Annotated in this window: 10 protein-coding genes; 9 read left to right on the top strand and 1 reads right to left on the bottom strand. The window is 63.8% G+C overall.

Features of this window, described 5'->3' with window-relative positions; genetic code table 11:
* The 6 genes from OXI69_03640 to OXI69_03615 form a co-directional block, all read left to right on the top strand.
* Nucleotides 1-872, top strand: an 872-nt coding sequence (locus OXI69_03640; protein MDE2665223.1) for a hypothetical protein, incomplete at its 5' end; no start/stop codon positions are given.
* A gap of 118 nt (nucleotides 873-990) precedes the next feature.
* Nucleotides 991-3537, top strand: a complete 2547-nt coding sequence (locus OXI69_03635; GenBank protein MDE2665222.1) for a PSD1 and planctomycete cytochrome C domain-containing protein — start codon at nucleotides 991-993, stop codon at nucleotides 3535-3537.
* A gap of 35 nt (nucleotides 3538-3572) precedes the next feature.
* Entirely contained in the window at nucleotides 3573-5030 is a 1458-nt protein-coding gene (locus OXI69_03630; protein MDE2665221.1) for a DUF1501 domain-containing protein, read from the top strand.
* A 186-nt stretch (nucleotides 5031-5216) separates the two neighbouring features.
* Nucleotides 5217-5774: a hypothetical protein gene (locus OXI69_03625; GenBank protein MDE2665220.1), complete on the top strand. Its 558-nt coding sequence runs from the start codon at nucleotides 5217-5219 to the stop codon at nucleotides 5772-5774.
* A gap of 771 nt (nucleotides 5775-6545) precedes the next feature.
* Nucleotides 6546-6851, top strand: a complete 306-nt coding sequence (locus OXI69_03620; protein ID MDE2665219.1) for a DUF2089 family protein — start codon at nucleotides 6546-6548, stop codon at nucleotides 6849-6851.
* Nucleotides 6841-7464: a hypothetical protein gene (locus OXI69_03615; GenBank protein ID MDE2665218.1), complete on the top strand. Its 624-nt coding sequence runs from the start codon at nucleotides 6841-6843 to the stop codon at nucleotides 7462-7464. Before OXI69_03620 ends, OXI69_03615 begins: the two co-directional genes overlap by 11 nt.
* A 1-nt stretch (nucleotide 7465) precedes the next feature.
* On the opposite strand, the gene OXI69_03610 is transcribed toward OXI69_03615, so the two are convergent.
* Nucleotides 7466-8227: a LytTR family DNA-binding domain-containing protein gene (locus OXI69_03610; protein MDE2665217.1), complete on the bottom strand. Its 762-nt coding sequence runs from the start codon at nucleotides 8225-8227 to the stop codon at nucleotides 7466-7468.
* Nucleotides 8228-8554: 327 nt separating this feature from the next.
* Here OXI69_03610 and OXI69_03605 point away from each other — a divergent pair, with 327 nt between their 5' ends.
* The 3 genes from OXI69_03605 to OXI69_03595 all read left to right on the top strand — a co-directional run bounded on the left by OXI69_03605 (nucleotide 8555) and on the right by OXI69_03595 (nucleotide 17557).
* Nucleotides 8555-10432: a histidine kinase gene (locus tag OXI69_03605; protein MDE2665216.1), complete on the top strand. Its 1878-nt coding sequence runs from the start codon at nucleotides 8555-8557 to the stop codon at nucleotides 10430-10432.
* 180 nt (nucleotides 10433-10612) lie between these two features.
* Entirely contained in the window at nucleotides 10613-11674 is a 1062-nt protein-coding gene (locus OXI69_03600; GenBank protein ID MDE2665215.1) for a hypothetical protein, read from the top strand.
* A gap of 237 nt (nucleotides 11675-11911) precedes the next feature.
* On the top strand, nucleotides 11912-17557 hold the full coding sequence (locus tag OXI69_03595; protein MDE2665214.1) for a S8 family peptidase: 5646 nt from the start codon (nucleotides 11912-11914) through the stop codon (nucleotides 17555-17557).
* Nucleotides 17558-17629 lie beyond the last annotated feature (72 nt).

The following is a 17629-nucleotide window of genomic DNA, read 5'->3' as shown; positions in this document are numbered from 1 at the left end:
CCACCTTGAGCCTTCAGGGGAAGACCCTCTGGGCCTACCTGTTTGCCGAGTTCATGATCCTGATGCACCTGATGGGAACCGATCAGACCAACGTGCAGCGCTATGCCGCCGCGGCCAGCGACAAGGCGGCGGCCCGCGGGGCCTGGATCGGTTGCTGGCTGTCGGTGCCGACCTGGAGCTACTACCTGTTTCTGGGCACCTGCCTCTACGTCTATGTGAAGGTGGTGCCGGGGACGGGGCTGGAGGGCCTGCCTCCCGATTCCGTTTTCCCCCGCTTCATCCTGACCCAGGTTCCGGCCGGCGTGGGCGGCTTCGTGCTATCGGGGCTGCTGGCCTCGGCCATGTCCACCCTGGATTCCAGCATCAATGCCACCGCCGCCACCGTCACCACCGACTTCTACAGGAGGCTCTGGGTCAAGGGGCGGGACCCGATCCACTATGGCAAGGTGGGGAAGGTGGTGAGCCTGCTGTTCAGCCTGGTGATGATCACCACCGCCTGCGGTATCCACTTCTACCGGGTGTCCGAGACCCTGGACGACCTTCAGCGGATGCTGCTTTCGGTCATGGGCGGGGGACTGCTCAGCCTGTTCCTGGTCGGTTTCCTGACCCTCAGGGTGAACAGCCGGGCCGCCATGACGGCTACCGCCGTCACCGTGCTGTCGGTAGCCGGCTGGCTCTTCATGGATACTCCCCTGGGCAAGGGGTTATTCCCGGGGTTGGCCGCCGTCATGCCCGGAAATTTCTGGGTCAGCACCTTCGCCAACCTGCTGCTGTTCGGCATCGCCTACGTCGCCAGCCTGCTGATGGGCAGCCACAAGCAGCGGAACCTGGCCGGGCTGACGATCTGGAGAGGAAGGACCGGTCTCGACTGAGGCGGGCCGGTCCGCAAAAACATTGAATGTTCAGGGCGTTGAGGTTGACTTTTCAAGCCCCTAGAGGTACCTTGATTCTTCCAACAAGGTCCATCTACCTCCGGGTGCATATCGCCACATGACGTCTTTGTTGCGAGTTCTGCTGTTCTCCTGTCTTCTACCGGTCCTGGCCCTTCCCGCCACCGGCGCGCAGCCTGCCGTCCCGTCGGAGTCGCAGGAACGGTTCGAACGCGATATCCGGCCCATCCTGAGCCGGAACTGCCTTGCCTGTCACGACGGCGAAACCCGCCAGAGCGGACTGGGTCTGGAGAGCCTGGCCGATATTCTCAAGGGAGGCGCCCTGTCGGGTCCCGCGGTGCTGGCCGGGCAGAGCAGCGCCAGCCCTCTCATCCAGTACCTCAAGGGGGAAAAGCAGCCCCGCATGCCCCTGACCGGCAGTCCGCTGCCGGAAGCCGACATCGCAACCATCTCCCAATGGATCGACGAGTTGCCGGCGGCAGCCGGCGGAGAGGCCGAGGAGGAGTCACTCGCCTGGCCCTGGACGCCCCTGGCGGAGCCGTCGCTGCCCGAGGTGCGCAACCGGTCCTGGGTCAAGAACGGAGTGGACGCCTTCATCCTGGCCAGATTGGAAGAAAAAGGAATGGCTCCGGCGCCGCCCGCCTCCGAGCGGGCCCGCCTGCGGCGTCTCTATTTCGGATTGATCGGGCTGCCGCCCACTCCGGAGGAAGCCGAACGCTTTCTGGCGGATCCGTCCTCCGAGGCCTATGGCCGGGAGATCGAGAGCCTGCTCTCCCGTTTCGACTACGGTGCCCGCTGGGGCCGGCACTGGCTGGACCTGGTGCGCTACGCCGACACCGGGGGAGAGTCGACCGACGATGCCCGCTCCCACCTGTGGCGATACCGGGACTACGTGATCCGGGCTTTCAACCAGGATCGACCCTACGACCGCTTCATCAAAGAACAGATCGCCGGCGACGCCTACCGCCACTACGGGGACGAAGCCAAGCTGGGAACCGGGTTCCTCTACCAGTGGATTCCGGTGCAGCGGGACAGGGGTCCGGAGCGGCGCCGGGATGTCCTCAATGACGTGGTCGGGACCACCGGTTCGGTCTTCCTGGGCATGACCCTGGGTTGCGCCCGCTGCCACGACCACAAGTACGATCCCATTCCCACCCGTGACTACTACAGGCTGGAGGCCTTCTTCGCCCCGCTGCTGCTCAAGGCCACCTCCGTTCCCTTTACCGAGTTCGAGCTGGCGGGCCGGCAGCCCGAGGTCTGGAAAGAGAAGGCTGCCGCCTGGGACGCCGTCCTGGAATCCCGAAAGGCCCTGGGAGAACGAAAGAAAGCCGAATTCAAGGCCCGCATGAAGGCTCACCGCTCGCCGGTCATGGCCCAGGATCTCAAGGATTGGGCCCTGGACATCACCGACACCGACCTGAGATGGGCCATGAATGATGGAGTGCTCTTCAGCAAGGAGGAGCAGGACCTCTACCAGTTGCTGCGCAAGCAGACCACCCGCTTCGCCAATCCCAACAACCCGGGCTATTTCAAGCCCATGGCCTTCACGGCTTCCGATTCCCCCTTGCGGCACACGGTGGGCACCTACGTTCTGAAAGGCGGCAACTATCTCCTGAGGGGCGAGGAAGTGCAACCGGGCTTTCTCAGCGCGGTGACGGGCCACACCGATCCGGTGAACCTGGAGGGATTGTCCAGCCGGCGCAAGGTGCTGGCCGAGTGGATCGCCAGTCCCGACAACCCCCTTACCGCCAGGGTGATGGTGAATCGCATCTGGCAGTACCACTTCGGCACGGGGCTGGTGCCTCAACCGAGCGACCTGGGGAAGAACGGAGGCGGGACCCGCCATCCCGAGCTCATCGACTGGCTGGCCTGGAAATTCATCCGGAGCGGCTGGAGCGTGAAGGCGATCCACCGCCTGATTCTGCAGTCGAACACCTACCAGCAGTCCCTGCGTCATCCCCGGTGGGAGACCTACGAGGAGATCGATAGCGCCAATCGCTATCTGTGGAAGCGCAGTCCCATTCGCCTGGAGGCCGAAGTCATTCGCGACAGCCTGCTGGCGGTCAGCGGCGAGTTGAATCCCCTGCAGGGAGGCCCTCCCTTCTTTCCAAGGATCGACCAGGAGGTGATGGACCGGGCCAGCACCTGGTGGGAAGCCTCTCCGGTCGAGGACCGCAACCGGCGGACCGCCTACATGCTGCAGTGCCGCTCCCTGCAGTCTCCCATGATCAGTGCCTTCGACGGGCCCAACATCCAGGAAACCTGTCCCGTGCGGGGAGTGACCACGGTGACTCCTCAGGTGTTCGCTCTCTTCAACAGCGACTTCTCACACGAGCAGAGCCAGGCCATGGCACGCCGCATTGTCAGAGAAGTGGGCAAGAATCCCGAGCGGCAGATCGAACGGGCCTTCCGGCTGGCCCTGCAGCGGCCGCCCTCCCCGGCTGAAAAGCAAAAATGCCTGTCCTTCCTGGACGGAAGCCGGGACCTGCCCGGCGATAGCCGCGAGTTGACCCTGAAGACGATTTCGTTTGCGGACAGCGCCGGTGTGGAAGGGAAGGCAGCGTCTCAAGCAGGATCCGGAAAGTATTCGCTTGCCAGCCTTTGCCTGGTACTGTTCAACATGAACGAATTCGTGTTCCTGGAGTAGCCGCGAGGGCAACGGAATCTAAAAAGGAGTCCCCGATGCCAAAACCTGAATTCAGTTTCTGCGGACAGGTCGAGCCCGAGCCCGATTCTCGCCTGGGCGGGTTGGGGCGCAGGGACTTCCTGTTCCGGTTCGGGCGCGGGCTCGGAAGCCTGGCCCTGTCCTCGCTGCTCTTCCAGGACACGCTTCGCGGCGCCGGACGCCGGCTCGAGGATCCCCTGCTGCCCAAGGCCCCCCATTTCGAGAGCAAGGCCAAGGCCTGCATCTTCCTCTTCATGGAAGGCGCACCCAGCCAGATGGACACCTTCGATCCCAAGCCCGCTCTGGACAAGTACCACGGGACGCCGGTCACCCGGATTTACGGGAGCATGGAGAAACGGATCTACGTGGGCACTCCCTTCAAGTTCGCCAGGCACGGGCAGTGCGGCATGGAGGTTTCGGACATCTTTCCCCACCTGTCGACCTGCGTGGACGACATCGCGGTGGTCCGGTCGTTGCACACCGATTCCCACAACCATCCGGCCGGGTGCTTCCTGATGAACACCGGGGTCTCCATTCCGGGCAGTCCCTCGGTGGGTTCCTGGCTGGTCTACGGACTGGGCAGCGAGAACCAGAACCTGCCCTCCTTCGTGGTGTTGCCGGACCGGCGGCGGGGTATATCGGGAGGCGCGGTCAACTACTCCAATGCCTATCTGCCGGCGGCCTGCCACGGCACCATGCTCAACCCCGACGGTGTCCCCATCGTGGACCTGCAGCCACCCGCGGGGATGAGGCGGGAGGAACAGGAGGCCAGCGTCAAGCTTCTGAATGAGTTGAACGAGCCCTACCTGGAGTCGGATCCCTCCAACAGCGGCCTGCTGACCCGCATGAAGAACTACGAGCTGGCCTTCCGCATGCAGTTCGCCGTCCCGGGGGCCCTGGACATCGACAGCGAGTCGGAGAAAACCAAGGAGCTCTACGGGCTCAACGACAGGATCACCGAGCCCATGGCCCGCAAGTGCCTGATGGCCCGGCGCCTGGTGGAGCGCGGGGTGCGCTACGTGCAGGTCTACTGCAGCGGCTGGGACTCCCACGAGAATATTGCCGCCGAGCATCGCAGGCGTGGCTATGAGACCGACCGGCCGGTGGCTGCCCTCCTGAAGGATCTCAAGCAGCGGGGCCTGCTGGACCAGACCCTGCTGGTGTGGGGCGGCGAGTTCGGACGCACGGCCGACAATTCCATGTCCTTCTTCCGTTCCAACCCCGGCCGTGACCACAACAAGGAAGCCATGGTGATGTGGTTTGCCGGCGGGGGGATCAAGGGAGGCACGGTGGTCGGCAATACCGACGAACTGGGCATCAAGGCCGCCGAGAACGTCTACCACCTGCACGACCTGCACGCCACCATCCTTCGCCTGATGGGTCTGGACGACATGCGCCTGACCTACTACCACGCGGGCCGCCTCAAGCGGCTCACCGACCTGGGCGGCAGGCCCATCAAGGAAGTCCTGGCCTGAGGCAATCAGTCAGCCGATCCGACCAGAGCCTTTCCCACCTTGCCGTGTATCCCGGGTTTCCAGCCGATCCACGGGAGCATGGCCTATCGCCCCGCACCTCCCGGCCACGTCCCGATCCCAATAAAGTCACGCACCGGCGGCGATAGCTTGGCGTGCACTCCGGAAAGTTCCCGAAAGGAGGTCCTCATGGTTTCCGTTCTGTCGCTATGGCTGCCGGTGTTGATTTCGGCGGTGCTGGTCTTTGTTGTGAGTTCCCTCATTCACATGGTCCTGAAATATCACAAGGGGGACATGGGAGCCTGCCCCGAAGAGGCCAAGGTGATGGATGCGCTCCGGCCGTTCAAGATCCCGCCGGGCAACTACGTCGTCCCCTGCGCTTCCGACTCCAAGGAGATGTCCACGCCGGAGTTCGTGGAGAAGATGAACAAGGGGCCGGTGGCTTTCATGACGGTGCTTCCCAACGGTCCCTTTTCGATGGCGAAGAGTCTGTGGATGTGGTTCGGTTATTCCATCCTGGTCGGGGGCACTGCCGGCTACGCGGCCGGGTTGACCCTGGGGGCCGGCTCCGAATACCTGACCGTCTTCCGGGTGGTCGCGGTGGTGTCGTTTGCCGGATATTCGCTGGCCATCCTGCAGAATGCCATCTGGTGGTATCGAGGCTGGGGCTACACTCTGCGCACCATGTTCGACGGCCTGATCTACGCCCTCCTGACCGCCGGAACCTTCGGCTGGCTGTGGCCCTAGCGGGGTTGCAGACGATCGATGACTTGAGCGGTCAGAGCGGTTTCCAACCAATTCGAGTGAGATAGAGGTGCTATTCGAGTAATTTCGATCAACGATGAGTCGACGGACGATTTGCAGGAGCCAGAAGTCGAGGATGCGATCACTGAGGCATTGAAGGATGTCACCGCCGACGATTGGGATGGTGTCCCCGATGACCTGACAGACCGATTAGATCACTACCTGTACAGTGGCGGGAAAGAGTGAGGGGTCGTGTTGGTTGACACTCCTGTTGGAATGCTTTGGCCCGCGCAAACGATCCGTGTGGCGAGTGGTGGTAATCGCCGGACAGTACGCCTGTAAGCGATGTCGGGTTAGACGGTATATTCTGTTCCCTCTTTGAAAGCCTTGTACAAGTCGCACTCGCAAGGACCGAGCAGGTCTATTCCCCCTTGATATGACAGACCGGGACTCATTTGGCCAAAAGCTCGCGTGCGGGGAATTCAGTCCGGTCAAATAGGTTGACATTAGAACCTTTTGCAAAATTCGGCAGCGGGACGTTTGCCGGGAATGGCCACAAAAGGCCCAAAAAACACAAATTGTGCCTTTTGTGGTTCGACAGCCTTTTTCACCGGGTCGCAACTGATATTGAAAAAGGCAGGAACACAGGTATGCAGGCAAGATGACCTGCCCCGGTGCGGATTTTGCAAAAAGCTCATTAATATAGTTAATAATTAAGTAAGTTTTATAAACTAATTATTTAATATAATTAATATTTGTGGTAAAAGTGACCCCATGCAAGGACAGCTACCCAAGTCCTGCCCCAGTTGCGGAGTCGGCCTGCGCGTGGCCCAGCTTGCCTGCCCGGGCTGTGAGACCCTGGTAAGCGGGAACTACCCGCTGCCCGCGCTCGCCCGTCTCTCCGACGACGACCAGCAGTTCGCCCTGTCATTCATATTGAGCAGCGGGAGCCTCAAGCAGATGGCCAGGCTCTACGGGGTATCCTATCCGACCGTTCGCAACCGGCTGGACGATCTGATTTCCCTGCTGAGCGATGCCATGGAGGCTCCCGACGGAAATGAGGTGAAAGATGGAGAATAGCCCCTCGACCCATCAGGAGATGCAACAGGAGATGACCATCGGCCGGTGGCTCTTCAATCCGTTCGTTCGTATCGCCGGAGCCCGCTCCCTGATTGTCGGTCTGGCCGGGATTGTGGTGGCCGGACTGGCGGCCGCCGGGGCCGGCATTCGCTTCGATGGGTTGCTCGACGTTCATGCGGGCAACGAAGTTGCGCTGTGGGTGCCGGTCGTGGAGGGATTGGTGAACTGGGCCGTGTTCACCCTGCTGTTGTTGGTGGTGGCTCTGCTCTTCAGCAAGAGCGCCGTGCGGCCTATCGACGTTGCAGGCACACAGGCCATGGCCCGGATGCCCCTGCTCCTGGCGGCCGCCATCTGCAACCTTCCCTTGATCCAGGACGCTTTCGACAGGATGGCCGCGGTTCTGTTGGGCTTTGAACTCGAGGGAAATACCCTGACCGGACTTGTCGCCGGGATCCTGGTGACTTTGGGCGGGGTGGTCTGGATGGTGGCCTTGATGTGGAAGGCCTTCTCGGTATCCTGCAACATGAGGGGCGGCCGGGCTATCGCCCTTTTCATCTTGGCCGTACTACTCGGTGAGGCGGCGACCCTTTATCTGACGAGGTATGTCCTGTAGCCTACCGCAGCATGTTCCTGAGCAGCGGAGTCTGCCGCTTGCTCACGGTGTATTCCAGCCCGTTGGTCAGGGTCAGCAGCCAGCGCTGGCTGCTGAGAGGGCTTATCCTGCGCACCTTGTCCAGGTTGACCAGAACGCTACGGTGGACCCGCTGAAACCGGGTGTCGCTGAAGCGGTCGTCGATGGCCTGGAGGGTCTGAGTGGCCATGTAGCTCTTGTCGCGGGTCCTGACCCAGACGATTTCACGGTCGGCCTGGAAAGCAAAGACTTCATCCGGATCCAGCAGATAGTAGTCCTCACCCTTCCTGGCCACGATCTTCACCATTCCGCGCTTTTCCCCGGTCGTGGCCGCCCCCAGCGTTTGAGCTACCCGTTCCACGGCTTCCTGCCGATTGCCCAGGGCCGCCTGGGCGCGTCCAACGGCAGTCTGCAGCCGATCCGGGCTGACCGGTTTCAGCAGGTAATCGACCGCGCCAACCTCAAAGGCGTTGAGGGCATGCTCGCTGTAGGCGGTCACAAAGATGATGGAGGGCAGCGGCCCCTGGAGTTGCCGCAGCATCTGGAAGCCGTCCATCAAGGGCATCTGGATGTCCAGCAGGACCAGGTCCGGCCGCAGCTTTTCGATCTGCTGGAGGGCCTGCTGGCCGTTTTCGGCTTCGCCGACGACCGAGATGTCATCCATCTCGGCAAGATCCTCCAGCAGCACCCGCCGGGAAACCGGTTCGTCTTCCACCACCAGAGTTCGAAGGGCTTTCGTAGGCATAACTGACTGGTCTTATAAGCCGATTCCGTGTTCAAGGCCGAAGAGGTTTCGACCGGCGGGAGAATCGTCCGCACCGGCGGCCCCATCCGACCCGTGGGCGGAAAACGTCGGACCGGGGCGGGTTGGATCCGCCCGGCGGTGCCCACCAAACCCCCCGGCGGCTCCCCGCCGCCCGCCGGCCCCGCTGGATTGTGCGGCAGGCCTTGCACGACGGGCGATCCAGGAGCGTCCCCGCCTTTCGCCGGAAGTCCCTATTATGCACCAGCGACACCGACCCAATGGAAAATGACCGTTCAGATCGTATACTGATGAGAGCAGGAGCGATCCATGGATAATACACCCGCCATTCACCTGCCGCTGCTGGTCAATACCCTGGGGCACATCTTTGGGCTAGCGGCATTCAGCGGTTTTCTCTACTTCCTTTGGCGCAGCCGCCGGCGGTCTCTCCTCGGGGACATCCGGCTGCCGGGCGGAGCGGCCCTGCTGGCCCTGTTGTGGAACGCCGGCTCGCTGGGAGTGCTGGCGGCGGCGGATTCACCCAGCCTGGCGCGGCGCGTGATGGTGGCGGGAAGCCTCGCCACCTTGAGTCTGTTGCCGAGCGTGCTGCTGCACGTCTCGCTGGGCTCCCGTCGATCCCTGCTCTGCTGGATCGGCTACGGAGTGGGTTTGCTGGCCTGCGGCATCCACCTGGCTGAAATCTTCGGCACTGGGGTCGCTTCCCATCAGTTCGGGCTGCGGCTGATCACCTTCGGATTCGGCGTGCTGGCCGTCCTGGCGGCCCTGGTCCTCTGGAAGGACCAGCAGCAGCGCAAGGGGGCGGGAATGCGCATGCTGGGCGCCATGGCTCTCTTCCTGTTTGCCGTCTCTTTCACCCACTTCGGGGAGACCCACGGGTCCGATGCCTGGGTCCATGAGCTCCTGGTCCACCATGCCGGCATCCCGCTGGCACTGGTGGTGCTGCTGCAGGACTACCGCTTTCTGCTGCTGGACGTCTTCATTCGCTTTCTGGGGAATGCGCTGCTGGCGGTGGTTTTCGCGGTGGGCCTGATCGGGCTGTTGAGCCGGTTGGAGCTCGATCCCGTCTTCCCGCAAGGAGGATTCTCCCTGGCGCTGACCATCACCGGCGTGGGACTGGCCCTGCTTGGATTTTCCGCGTTTCGCGGCTACCTTCAGAGATGGGTGGAGCGGCGTGTCTTCCGCAGGGGCAACCTGAGGGCGGCGCTGCAGCGGCTGCAGGCACTGGCTGGCGGCACGGAGAGCGAAGAAGCATTCCTGGAGCAGGCGGCCAGTGGGGTGGCCGCCTTCGCCAAGGCCCGCCGTGTGGAACTCTTGGAAGAAAGTGAAATTGCGGAGGCGGTAGTCGGGGAGGGGCTGCGCCCCCAGATTCTGGACCGAGGCCAGAGTTCGGAACTTGGCCCCAGGCGCTGGGCCGAGGTGGCGGTGCCGCTGCGGTTTGCCGAGGGAGACCGGAAGGTGCTGCTCTTGAGCGCCCGGCTGGCCGGCAGGCGCTATCTCAGTGAAGACCTGGAGGATCTGAACCGCTTGGCGACCGAGGTGGTGGCGCAGGTGACTCGCCGGAGGCGCGCCGAACTCCAGGGACTGGCCACCCGGGCCGAGTTGCAGGCGCTGAGGGCGCAGATCAATCCCCACTTCCTCTTCAACTCCCTCAATGCCCTCTACGGCCTCATTCCCCGGGCGGCCGACGAGGCCCGCCGCACCGTGGTCAACCTGGCCGAGATATTTCGCTACCTGCTTCAGGGGAATCGCCAGCAGGTGCCGCTGGAAGAGGAGCTTCGGACCGTCCGGGCCTACCTGGATGTGGAGCGCTTGCGCCTGGGGCGCCGCCTGGCCACCCGGATCGATGTCAGCCGCCAGGCCCTCGGGGTGGAAATCCCGGCCCTTTCGATCCAGCCCCTGGTCGAGAATGCCGTCAAGCACGGGATCAGCAGAATGGCCGAGGGCGGAAGCATCGGGTTGGAGGCCGTCGTGGAGGACGGCGTCCTCGAGGTCACCGTCTCTGACGACGGCCCGGGATTTCAGTCCTCCGGACCTCGGGAGGAAGGACAGGGCCTGGAGAACGTCCGCCGCCGGCTGCGACTCTGCTATGGGGAGCAGGGCCGACTCCAGGTCGAATCCGCCGTCGGCCGCACCAGGGTCGGCTTCCGGGTGCCGCCGAAGCAGGCCGCCGCCGTTCTCGCCAAGTAATAGCTCAGCGAAACGCAGCCGAATTGCTTCCCGCAAATTACTGCTAAAATAAAAACGGGTATCGCCACGGTTTTCGCAGAAAGGGCAGGACGCGTACTATTGCCTATCGGGACCGATTGTCCAAGGAATCCGCCACTCTCGAGTCGGAGAGGATCCGTAGAGTAGACACAAGAGAGAGACATGAAACACCTCATTGCCTGCTGTGCCCTGTTGGTTCATCTCGGGACGCTTGCCTTCGCGGAAACGTCGGTTTCGCAACGAGACGTGAGTGCGCTGGGATACGCTCGACCCACTTCGCATGCCGTGATTCCCACGGCGGCGCACGTGAAGAGCTTCAGGACCCGGGTCGTGATCGCCAACCTGACTTCGCACGAGTATTCCATTACGGCCACTCTCTACGGTCCCAATGGCCTGGTGAATCGTAAAATCATCTCCATGCCGGCGACTCACTACAAAGGGTGGGACAATTTTTTCAGGGCGGTTTTCAACTATACGGGGAACGGATCCGTGGTGCTTCAGTCCGAGAGTGACAGTGAAGCCGGCGATGCTGCCGAGTCTCGCTACAAGTTCTACTTGACGGCCGAGGTCTATTCGGATTCGGGGGACGGCCGTTTCAGCACTCCGGTAGTCAATGGGATCGCTCCGCTGGTCGATGAAGGGGATCGGGCCTACAACTTTGGAATCTCCGTCAACGAGGATCAAAGAACCAACATCGGTGCATTCAATCCAAGCGATGAGCCGGTTTCGGTTCAAGCCGAAGTGTCCGACGATTCGGGGTTGGTCGAAACCGTCAGATTTGAAATGGAACCCTATTCCTGGCAGCAGAAACCCATTAGGGCCACGGTGGACTTCGGATGGATCCAATGGAACACCAGCGGTGGCACCTACCTTTGGGCGGTGTCGGTCGACAACCGGACCAACGATGGAACCCTGGTTTATCCAATGAAACCGGAAGACGGAGCCGGACCGCCCACCGATTCCGGCGAGGCCCAGGCTTGCGCTGCCGGAACCGTCCTTCGATCCGGAGGCCAATGCAGCCTCGACAGCGGGGACAGCCGGATCGGGACGTTCACGGTAAACCCTGACGGTACGAGCTGTCTGAGCATCGGTAGCTTTACTTCCTGTTCGGGAACATCGCACAACCTGAGCAATGCCGAGGTGAATCAATATCGGGTTACCTTCGTGGCCGGCAGGAACGACGACGGAAGTTGGACGATTTCCGAGATTTCGATATCGGGGTAACGACAGGTGACCGAACCTCTCAATAGGCACATCCGGGAAGCGGTCATGCGGTTCTGCAAGACCCATGGCCCGAACGGGCTCCAGGGGAAGTCGAGGATGAGGACAGCTTCCGCAAGATGTCTCAAAATCCTTGGCGTCCTCTGCCTGATCGCAGGCTCGCCTGACGCGGCCAATGCTGAGACTTCCCCTCCTGAGGGCCGGGAAAAGGCACGGTTGACCCAGGAGAGGTCAACCGTCATGACCCGAGCCGCCTCCGCCCGGATTTCCGAAGAGAGCCGCGGAGTCCTCCCGGAACCGGCCATTGAAGCCGCGCCTCGATCTTCCGCCACGGCGGCTGTTTCGGAACAGGGAGGGCTCGATCCGACTCCGACGCCGCCCGCCGGCTATTCGTTCGTTTCCTATCGCGGGGAAATGACAGCGGAGCGAATCGATGGTGGGGCGGGCGCCGGGCGTGAACGCCCCCTGCCGGATCTCGACTGGCTCGGGACGGAGACCTCGATCCGGACGCTGTCCGCCCAGGCCGAGGCGGCTGGACGGGACTGGTCCTTCGGCTGGATCCGACTCGCCGGGGACGCCGCTGCCAATGATCTGGCGCAGGCGCTCGAAGGAACGGGCGCCCGAATGCTCGGCTCCTCGGGAGTGCTCGTGCGCGCCATGCTCCCCGGCGACGAGGCCCGTCTGCAAACGATCGCCGCGCTGCCGGAGGTTGATGGGCTAGGTGCCCTGCCTCGGGAGAGAAAACTGGCCCAGGCGCTCGTGACCCCATCGCCCGACGCGTCCCCCGGAGAAGCCACGCCGGTGTTCATCACTCTGATGACCGGCGATCCCGATTCCCGTTGGCGGCAGGCGCTCGAGGAGTTGGGGGCGGTGGTGGGTCGCTTCGACGCCGACATCCGGGTCTATGCGGCCAACGTGCCCCCGGCTCGGCTGAAGGCCATAGCCGCGGCCGATTTCGTGCTGGCCGTGGAGCCCATCCCTATCTTCGAATCCACCCTCGACACGGCTGTTCCCGCCATGGGCGCCGATGCCCTGCGAAGATACGACGGGGCTCCCGGTCTCTTCTCGGGCATCGGCGGGGACTCGGTCCCCATCGGCGTCATGGACACCGGACTCAATATCAACCATCCCGACATCGCGTCGAACCGGGAAAGCGTGTGCGGAGCCAATTTCTCGCTTAATCTCGACTTCTTCGGGTTCGGCGGGACCAACGAGTCCGAGGATCTGTGGATCGATGCAGGTTTACACGGAACCGCCGTAACCGGAACCATCCTCGGAAACGGTTCCGTCGAACCCCGTTTCGCAGGCATGGCGCCTTCGGTGCGCCACATCCGTTTCGCCAAGGTCCTGAACAGCTCCGGATTCGGATTCGGGGACGGCGTCCATCGAGCCATGGATTTTCTCGCCCGCCCCACCGAGTGCGCCGAAGCAGCCCGCCCGTCGCTACCGGTCAAGCCCCTGATCGTCAATGTGAGCCTGAGTGGATCCTCCAGGGAATTCGAGGCAAGGGGAGTCGACGAGCGCAAGCTCGACTCCATCGTCTGGAGTCACCGCCAACTGTATGTGGTCGCGCAATCGAACGAAGGGATCAATGGATTTTCCGACTTTGCCAGCGCCAAGAACTCGCTGGCTGTCGGCGCCGTGCTGGACAGCGGGGACATCGCCGCCTTCAGCAGTCACGGTCCCACCTTCGACGGACGCCTGGCGCCCCAGGTGGTCGCCACCGGCGTCGGCATCCACACGGCCAGGGGCGAGGGCAGCCGCGGGGGCTATATCCGCATCAACGGCACCAGCTTCTCCTCGCCTTCGGTGGCCGGGGTGGCCGCCCTGCTGATGGATGCGGTCCCCGCCTTCCGGGAACAGCCCGCGTTGGCCCGGGCTCGGCTGATGGCCGGCGCCATCCGGCCGGACGCCTGGCTGGAGGACGCCGCGGCATTCCCCGCGACCAACAGCGACGGGCCGGGAACACTGCACACCCAGTACGGACTGGGCAAGGTGTCTGCCCGAACCGCCGTGCTCAACCGGGATCGAACCGACGGCTGGAGCGGTGGCGGCGCGGTCTCCGAGCTGCGGGACGGCGAGTACGCCTATCGGGACATCCTGGTGCCGGAAGGCGCCGGCCGCCTCGACCTGGTGCTGGCCTGGGACGAGCCGCCCACCGACAACATCGGCAGCGCCGTGTTGAACGATCTCGACCTGTGGCTCGACCGGGACGGCGATTGCGGCGCCGTCGCCTGCGGGGAGCATGTCTCCTCTTCCCGCGTGGACAACGTGGAGTGGATCATCCTCAGAAATCCGCAACCGGGCGTCTATCGGGCCAAGGTGGCGGCCCACCGCATCTACACGGCCCCGCCTCGGGCGGCGCTGGCCTGGACGGTGATCCGGGGCGCCTCCACCCCCAACCTGAGGATCGATGCCGACAGCAGCGCCCTCGGGGGCGGACGGGAACAGGAACTGACCCTGACCCTGAGCGCGGACGCCTACGTGGCGGCCGGGACCCGGCTCCACCTCGACTGCCGGGACCCGGGAGACCCATCCGGCTGCGACCCGGTGAGGATCCACTCGGTGGAGGTGGTCCGGGAGGATGGACTGACGGTGGACTTGTCGTCTGAACTCGATCCGCCGGAACGCGTGGTCTTGGAATTTACGGGTCAGGAAGCCATCGAGTCCTCACCCATCCCCCTGGGGTCATCGATCCCGCTCGGTGAAGTCTCGGCGGGAGAGGCCCGGGAGATCAGGTTGGGAGTTTCCTACAGCGGGGAGTCGGAAACGGCCCGCCTCTACTTTGGCGCGAGCGCCTGGAACGCGCAGGCGGCATCGGTGTCGGTCCGCCTGGGTACGGCCAGCCGGGACCCGTCCGGGACTGCCGGCAGGCCCCCGAACGACGAATTCCTGGCGGCAGCCCCGATCGAGGGGCAGGAGGGGGCGCTGGCCCTGGATCTGCTGCTGGCCACCCCGGAACCGGGGGAACCACTGTTCAGCGCCCGCCGGGGGCGCCCGGCCGGTTCGGTCTGGTACACCTGGACGGCGCCGGCCGACGGTCCGGTCCATTTCGACATCCCCCCGCGGACCCATCCCGGAGACATGCGCAACGACCGCATCGACATCTTTCGAGGCGACCGCATCGCGGCCTTGGACCGGATCGCCTCCGGCCAGTGGGGATCGACATTCTTCGCCGAGCGAGGACAAACCTATCGCATCCGGGTGAGCAAGGACGCCAGAGGCGCTGCCCTCGAGCTCCGCTGGGCCAGGGGATCCCGCCCCGTCAACGACAACCTGGCGGAGGCCAGCCCGATCGAGGGCCCGGCCGGCGTGGTTCATGGCAACAGCCGGGGGGCCACCCTGGAGCCCGGTGAGTGGTTCGGGTTCGCGGCGGCCACCACCTGGTACCGCTGGATCGCGCCCGGCGACGGCCTGTGGCTGTTCGAGACCGATACCCCGCGGCGTGTCTTCGTGTTCGAGAAAGACGCGCCGGAGACGGGCGTCTTCGAGAGAGATCTCTTCGGACCGGACACCGCCGCCGCGGACGGCATTGCCCCGCTCCGGCTGGTATCGAACTTCCCCCTGGAGCTTTCCCTCGTCACCGCCGGAGGCGGAAGGGAGTATCTCATCGCCGTCGCCGAGCCCACGGCCTATTCGTCCGGGGGGCCCTATGCATTGAGGTGGTCGGCGCTGCCCTTTTCTCCCCGCCCTCCGAACGATGACATTGCAGGTGCGGAACCGATCGAGAGCGCGCTGTCGTCGGAACATCTCATCGCGGTGGACCCCATAGCGACCGTGGAGCCCGGAGAGCCGGCCGAGAGCGGAGTCCGGACGAAGTGGTGGGTGTGGGAAGCTCCGGAAGACGGTCTCTATACCTGGAGCCTGCAGGATCCCGGCGAGCTGTCCCTGTCCCTGTTCCCGACACATTCGAGGCTGCGGGTGACCGTGTTTACCGGAAGCTCCATCGAAGCCCTGCATCTGGTCGCCCAGAGCCGGATGGATTCGGATCCGTCCGATTTCGTCTTCGAGGCCGCGGGCGGGCAACGGTACTGGATCGCAGCCGGCTTTCCGACGGGTGATCTCTCAGCCTATTCGGAACCTGGCGCCGCCGCCAAACTTGCCTGGGGACCAACCCCCGGCAACGACCGCTTCTACAGCGCTGCGCCGCTGTCGGGAGCCAGGGGTTCGACTACCGGGTCGAATCGGTTTGCGACCATGGAGCCGAGCGAACGCGTCGGCCCACTGGGCCACTCCTCACTCTGGTGGACCTACCAAGCGCCCGCTTCCGGATGGTACAGATTCCGGATCGACGAGCCCTTCGCTGACTGGGTGCTGGCCGTCTACAGGGAATCCCTCGACGGGTTCGGGCCGATCGAGTTCGTGAGAAGCAGCCATCAGCCGGATTGGACGAGGTCCTACGCCATCGAGGTGGTCTTTTTTGCCGAGGCGGGGTCCCGATACAAGATCCGGCTGGGAACCCGGGGCAGCGCATCCGGCGACGAGTTCACCTTGGACTGGGATGAGAGTGAAGCTCCGGTCTGGCTCAAGTACGTCGGAAGCCTGGCCGACGGGGACCTGGACGCCCGGGGGAACCCGGTGGCGATTCGGGTCCCGGCCAGCCTGGCCCTCAATACCCGCGGAACGGCGCTCTACGTGGCTTCGGGGCGGGGCCTGCAAGTGTTTGAACGCGACCCGACCACCGGAAACCTGACCCTGCTTCAGGAACTGGGAGACTACGATCTGGAAGACAGTTCGCTGATCTGGGATACCCGTAGAGACAGGCTCTATGCCCATCGGTGCGGGGCCTGGCGCCGGTTTGTGCCGGTCGAAGAAACTCACCGGGAACTTCGGGACGAGGGCATGCTGGCGGTCACCGACCCGTCCGGCGCCGCCCCCTGCGGCGGCGACGTCTTCATGGACTCGGGGGGATCGTTCATCCATGCGGTCGATCCCGTGCTGGGTCAACTGCAGGTTCTGGCCTTCGATACGGCGGGCGATCCGGGCCACGTCCAGACCGTGACGGTTCCCGGGCTGAAGCGGGCGCTGATCTCCAACGGAGGCAGCCACGTCTACGCGGCCACCGACTCCTCGCTTGTGGTCTTCGAACGCGACGGGGAAACAGGGGCGCTCACGCAGGTCGGGGGCACCGAACCGGCCCTGTTGAACCTGGAATCCATTGTGATCAGCAGCGACGACCGCTATCTGTTCGCCTTCGACGACAACGGCCAGAGGTCCAACCTGTTCCGACTGGAAGACGATCCCGCCAGTCCGCGCCCCGCCGGCAGCCTGCCGCCCTTCTGGAACCCGCCCCTGGAGTACTTCACCTTCGACAATCGGTGCGGAGGAATCGCACGAAGGGGAGGCCCGGCGGTCGACCTGTTCTGCAAGGATTCGGCCTTCGGCGTGCAATGGAGGCCGGAAACCGAGGTCCTGGAGCCGACCGACCTGGTTGCACCCTGGCAGCCGGATCGCTTCAACAACTCCATCCCCGAGTTCGGCCACACGCGATACTCTGTGGCCAGTCCCGATGGCCGGCATGCCTACCTCAGCACCGAAGAGGCGGGACTCCTCATCTTCGAGCGCGTCGGAGTCGGCGCCGACCCATTTGTGCAACTGGAAGGGCTCTCCGTTTCACCCGGCCAGGTCGGGTTCGGTCCCGTTTCGAGCGGAGGCTGCATCGCCGTCGAAGACGTGTTCATCGAGGACACCCACTTCGCCGTCCTCCATTCCAAGTGGCAGACCCGAGCCGGTCCGAACGCCGAATGGAGCGACATCGAGGGAACGGATACGACGGGTGAACTCTGTGCCTACACGCCGTCCGCTCCGGGAGAATTCAGGCTGGTCGCCGAGATCGCGATCGATGGCAGAACGGGACAGTATGCCAGCAACATCCTGATCCGTTAGGCTGCTCCTGAATCAAGCGAGAAAAGGGCAATCCAAGAAGAGATACGAAGGACGACGAAGGGCCACCAAGCG

The sequence above is a fragment of the Acidobacteriota bacterium genome, from assembly GCA_028875575.1.
GTDB lineage: Bacteria > Acidobacteriota > Terriglobia > Versatilivoradales > Versatilivoraceae > Versatilivorator.
This window is presented reverse-complemented; position numbering and strand designations above follow the sequence as displayed.

Bases quoted from the DNA above. Each gene is read 5' to 3' on its own strand.
- OXI69_03610 (MDE2665217.1), bottom strand. From the start codon at position 8,227: ATGCCTACGAAAGCCCTTCGAACTCTGGTGGTGGAAGACGAACCGGTT.
- OXI69_03615 (MDE2665218.1), top strand. From the start codon at position 6,841: ATGGAGAATAGCCCCTCGACCCATCAGGAGATGCAACAGGAGATGACC.
- OXI69_03635 (MDE2665222.1), top strand. From the start codon at position 991: ATGACGTCTTTGTTGCGAGTTCTGCTGTTCTCCTGTCTTCTACCGGTC.
- OXI69_03630 (MDE2665221.1), top strand. From the start codon at position 3,573: ATGCCAAAACCTGAATTCAGTTTCTGCGGACAGGTCGAGCCCGAGCCC.
- OXI69_03620 (MDE2665219.1), top strand. From the start codon at position 6,546: ATGCAAGGACAGCTACCCAAGTCCTGCCCCAGTTGCGGAGTCGGCCTG.
- OXI69_03605 (MDE2665216.1), top strand. From the start codon at position 8,555: ATGGATAATACACCCGCCATTCACCTGCCGCTGCTGGTCAATACCCTG.
- OXI69_03600 (MDE2665215.1), top strand. From the start codon at position 10,613: ATGAAACACCTCATTGCCTGCTGTGCCCTGTTGGTTCATCTCGGGACG.
- OXI69_03595 (MDE2665214.1), top strand. From the start codon at position 11,912: ATGACCCGAGCCGCCTCCGCCCGGATTTCCGAAGAGAGCCGCGGAGTC.
- OXI69_03625 (MDE2665220.1), top strand. From the start codon at position 5,217: ATGGTTTCCGTTCTGTCGCTATGGCTGCCGGTGTTGATTTCGGCGGTG.